The sequence below is a fragment of the Secundilactobacillus similis DSM 23365 = JCM 2765 genome, from assembly GCF_001311075.1.
Classification (GTDB): Bacteria; Bacillota; Bacilli; order Lactobacillales; family Lactobacillaceae; genus Secundilactobacillus; species Secundilactobacillus similis.
In genome coordinates, this window is the sequence record NZ_BBAD01000141.1 from 1 (window position 1) to 4,270 (window position 4,270).

Annotated in this window: 1 protein-coding gene and 2 pseudogenes; 2 read left to right on the forward strand and 1 reads right to left on the reverse strand. The window is 46.8% G+C overall.

What is annotated here, in order from left to right; genetic code table 11:
* Positions 1-102: 102 nt before the first annotated feature.
* The gene (locus tag JCM2765_RS16120) at positions 103-1,236 is read right to left on the reverse strand and encodes a GGDEF domain-containing protein (protein ID WP_054737557.1); all 1,134 of its coding nucleotides are present in this window, start codon (positions 1,234-1,236) and stop codon (positions 103-105) included.
* Positions 1,237-1,585: 349 nt separating this feature from the next.
* Between JCM2765_RS16120 and JCM2765_RS16125 the strand changes: the two are divergent.
* Positions 1,586-2,147 (forward strand): annotated as a pseudogene (locus tag JCM2765_RS16125) (sugar O-acetyltransferase).
* A 572-nt stretch (positions 2,148-2,719) separates the two neighbouring features.
* Positions 2,720-4,130: pseudogene (locus JCM2765_RS16130) on the forward strand (BCCT family transporter).
* The last annotated feature ends 140 nt before the right edge of the window (positions 4,131-4,270 follow it).

Below are 4,270 nucleotides of genomic sequence, written 5' to 3' on the forward strand. Positions count from 1 at the left end.
TGTCAAACAGCCAACACCCAAATCGCACCCAATGCTTACGTTGGACACAAACGACAGCAAAAAAAAACGAACGCCCCAACAGCATTCGTTTCAGTCCTCTATTCAATTACCACGAACCGTTACCGTATTACGGCCCGCATTTTTCGAATGGTATAATCGTTGATCAGCCCGCTTATAGATGTCCATGTAGTTCTGATCATAGTCTTGAATCAGTGCCTCGCCAACGGAGACAGTAATGCTAAATCGTTCACCCTGCCGCGTGCTGAATTGAAGCTCACTCAATTCCTCACGTAGATGGTTGGCCACTTGTTCGGCATGTTCAGATTTCGGATCAACATCAAACAAGATACAGCAAAATTCCTCACCGCCCGTTCGATAGGTTTTTGGTGTGCCTGGCGCCTCTTGCATCAACCCATTAAACCGAACCGCGACCCGCTCTAGTACGGTGTTGCCCATCGGGTGGCCGTACTGGTCGTTGATTCGTTTAAAGTGATCAATGTCAAAGGTGTATAACGCGTACATTGATTCCGTTTGGTGAAAATGCTCGTACGCCGTTCCCAGATCCTCGTTGAAGACCCGAAAGTTATTGAGTTTTGTTAACGTATCCGTGCTGGCTTCCCGCAGTAGCAACGCTTGTCGAATCCGTTGTTGCAACATCCGGTACTGAATCTGCCAGAGGATCATGAAGATGATGATGGTCGTTACAATTTCCCACGGCCAACCAACGTCGATGCCCTCCAACGATTCAAAATTGGCCCAGTAAAACGGAATCGTGAAGATTGCACAGGCTGAATAGTACAGGTACCACCGTTTGATCAACACGTCACCGAGTTGCTGTAAGCCATACATCAACAGCAAACTGGCAACGTACGGTGGTAGCCAATTTGGAACCCCTGGCAACCACCAGTACCAAATCAACAACGTGACCGCTAACGTCCAAAAGAGCCGCTTGGATTTGGAAAAATACAGCGCGTAAATCAGTACACCAACCTGAAAGCTAATGTAGGTCCAACCAAAGCCGTGAGGGCTATGTTCCTGCAGGATTCGCAACTCAGAGGCAAAGTGAAACAGTGCTAAAAAGATGACTGTCAGACTAATCTGATACACGCCACGCCAGCGCCGATTGCGCTCAGACGTAAACTTGGCGTCTCGCGTCCAAGTGTAAAGCAGTGCATAACCGGTAATCAGTAGGCAGTTGATAATAAAGGTGACCATTTGGTTTTCCCAATAGAGCATTGAACGCCCTCCTTACCTTTAAACTGGTCACGTGACTGACATGACCGTTTCAACTTTCAGTTCCGCCCATAGAACTGACCCCGTTCCAAAGTGAAAAGATTGTTTTCACCGAGTTCCCCGTTAACTTGAAAATAAATGAAATATGTACGTTAATTCTGTGACACTATGCTTACTATAACATATATTACATTCTTTTTTCCGGCCCATTCTTTGTCTTATGGCCAAAATATTGCGTAACACCCACCGGTAACCGGCAATTATTCATAATTGGTACCCGCGCCATTCTAATTCCATCAACGCACAAGTCTGAAAACGTGCTATCCTGTTACAAAAGGGAGTTGATACACGAATGACAACAGAACGTGAGAAAATGACTGCTGGCGAACCTTACCAACAATTTGATAAGGAACTGATCGACCGCCGCGTCTACATTCGGCAACAATTAGAGGAAATCAACCACATTACAGATAACAAGAACCGCAACAACCGCTTCAAGGACTTACTGGCTGATACCGGTGACGACTTCTTCGTGGAAAGTGACTTTAAGTTTGATTACGGCTTCAACATTCATATCGGCGACCACTTCTATGGCAACTACGATATGACCTTCCTAGATACCTGCCCCATCACCATCGGCAGTCACTGCTACTTTGGCCCCAACATCGGCCCTCTACACCCCGGTTCACCCGCTTGATCCTAAGCAACGTAACGCCGATGTTGAACTTGGTAAACCCATTACCATCGGCAATAGCGCTTGGTTGGGCGGCCGCGTGACCATCCTGCCTGGGGTGACGCTAGGCGACAACGTTGTGGTGGGTGCTGGTTCAGTTGTGACCAAATCATTTGGCGATAACGTTGTGATTGCCGGTAATCCGGCTCGGGTCATCAAAGAGGTGCCTGTTTCCGACTAGCAACCTCACTTATAGTTAGCCTTATTTTCAGCTAAATTGTAATCGTTCTAAATTAATTAGGGGCCATTTGGATTTTTTCCAAATGGCCCCTAAAGCTTATTATCATACCGGTTTAGACCACCCTTCTCAGAATACGAAATCGCTTATATGTCATCGAAATTTTACTTATTAATTTTAAGCGGTATAATAAAACTTGTAAATTCAATCGGGCTTTTTTGGAAGCGACAATTTGTTACAGAAAGCACTGTTGCAGGCAGTCTAGGACGATCTCAGCAGTTTTTTTGCGTACAATATTGCAACTTGATTGAAAATACGCTGAATTTTATGAAACACACCTAATAAAATTTCAGTAAGAGAGATTATAATAGGAGGATTATTATTTTAAGAAGCAAGTTAATCAACAAGTGGGTCTTCGTACCGACTGTCGGCTTGTTTTTGCTGGCAACGTTGGTCTTAATGGTTGGGGGTAGCGCCTTACAAGCACCACTCTCCCAAGTGTTAAGTTGGATGAACCTCAAGTAGGATGGCTGTACCTTGGCATTTACATCGTCAACTTCGTCTTCTTGATTGGATTGGCATTTAGCCGCTACGGTAAAATTAAAATTGGAAAACCGGATGACAAGCCAATTTACAGTGGTTTCAAGTGGGGCGCAATGGTCTTTGCAACTGCGATCGATGCCAGCATTATGATGCTGTCGATCACCGATCCGTTGCAGGTCATTCAAAACCCACCCTTCCACTTCAAGGCCTATTCACACGCCGCTTATCTATCTGCAACCATGATGGGCCAGTTCAACTGGCCCCATGGCCTGGATGATGTTTGCGCCCGCTGCCGTTTTGATTGGGTACCTGATGTACCGCAAAGGACAACCGGTTCAAAAGTTAAGCGACGGGATCGCCATGTTGGACGGTGACAAGCACCAAAGCATCAAGAAGTTCTTTGGTGGTTTGATCAACGTCTTGGTCGTTATCGGGATCATCGGTGGCGTTGGATCTTCCATTGGATTGGAAGTCCCAATCACCGCCAAGGCATTTTCAAGTGCAACCGGGGTCAAATACGGGTTGCCACTCGAAATCGGTCTGTTTATCATCTTGTTTATCCTGTTCGCAGTGACGGTCTTCAAAGGCCTGAATGGTGGGATCGACAAGCTCAGCATGGCCCACATCTGGCTAGCCATCGGTTTTCTGGTCTTAATTCTATTCTTTGGACCCACCCGCTACATCATTGGTAACGAAGCGCAAAGTTTGGGCATGTTAGTTCAAAAATTTGTGCCAATCGCGACCAACGTCACCCCTAGCGCTACCCAACAAGATACCATCTTCTACTGGGGCTGGTGGTTGTCCTACATGCCTGTTATGGGCTTGTTCATCGCTAAAATCTCGCGTGGGAAAACCATTCGTCAGATGTTGATGGGCATGTTGCTTTACGGATTCACAGGTTGCGCACTGTTCTACGCCGTCATGGGTGGTTACGCCCTTTGGCTGCAACAAAACGGCGTCATCAACCTGGTTCATATTTTAAATACTCAAGGCCAAGCCGCCGTTATCGCAACAGTTATCGGCACTTTGCCAATGAAGCAGATCATGACGTTGCTCTACTGTGTCTCCTGCTTCATCTTCTTGGCCACCACCATTTCTGGTTCGGCCTACATTCTATCATCGTTTACCAGCACGCCGCTCAAACAGCGCGAACCAACCCGCTTTAACCGGATGTCTTGGGTGATCGTCTTCATGATCTTCGCCTTCTCACTGGTTCTTGTTGGTGGGTTCCAAGTACTCCAAACGATTTCCGTTTTAGCTGGTTTCCCATTGATTGGTGTCTGCGTCGTCATTCTCATGTCGATCCACCGCTTAGTCAAGCACGACCACGAACTGGTCTTCACGCCAACCCCCGCGTCCGTTACCGAACGCCCGGCAACCGTGGAACGCAAATCAGCTATTCATGGTAAACTGATCCTTTCCCCAACGCATTCAGCATCTTAATGTGCGTTGCGTAAACACTTAAACCGTCATCAGCGAATCTCTGCTGGTGGCGTTTTTTTGTTGTCGTTTGTGTCCAGCGTAAGCATGTTTAGTTTGTGAAATGATTCTGGTTTTCTATAGTGGGAGGATGCCGCGGGAGG

Bases quoted from the DNA above. Each gene is read 5' to 3' on its own strand.
- JCM2765_RS16120 (WP_054737557.1), bottom strand. From the start codon at position 1,236: ATGCTCTATTGGGAAAACCAAATGGTCACCTTTATTATCAACTGCCTA.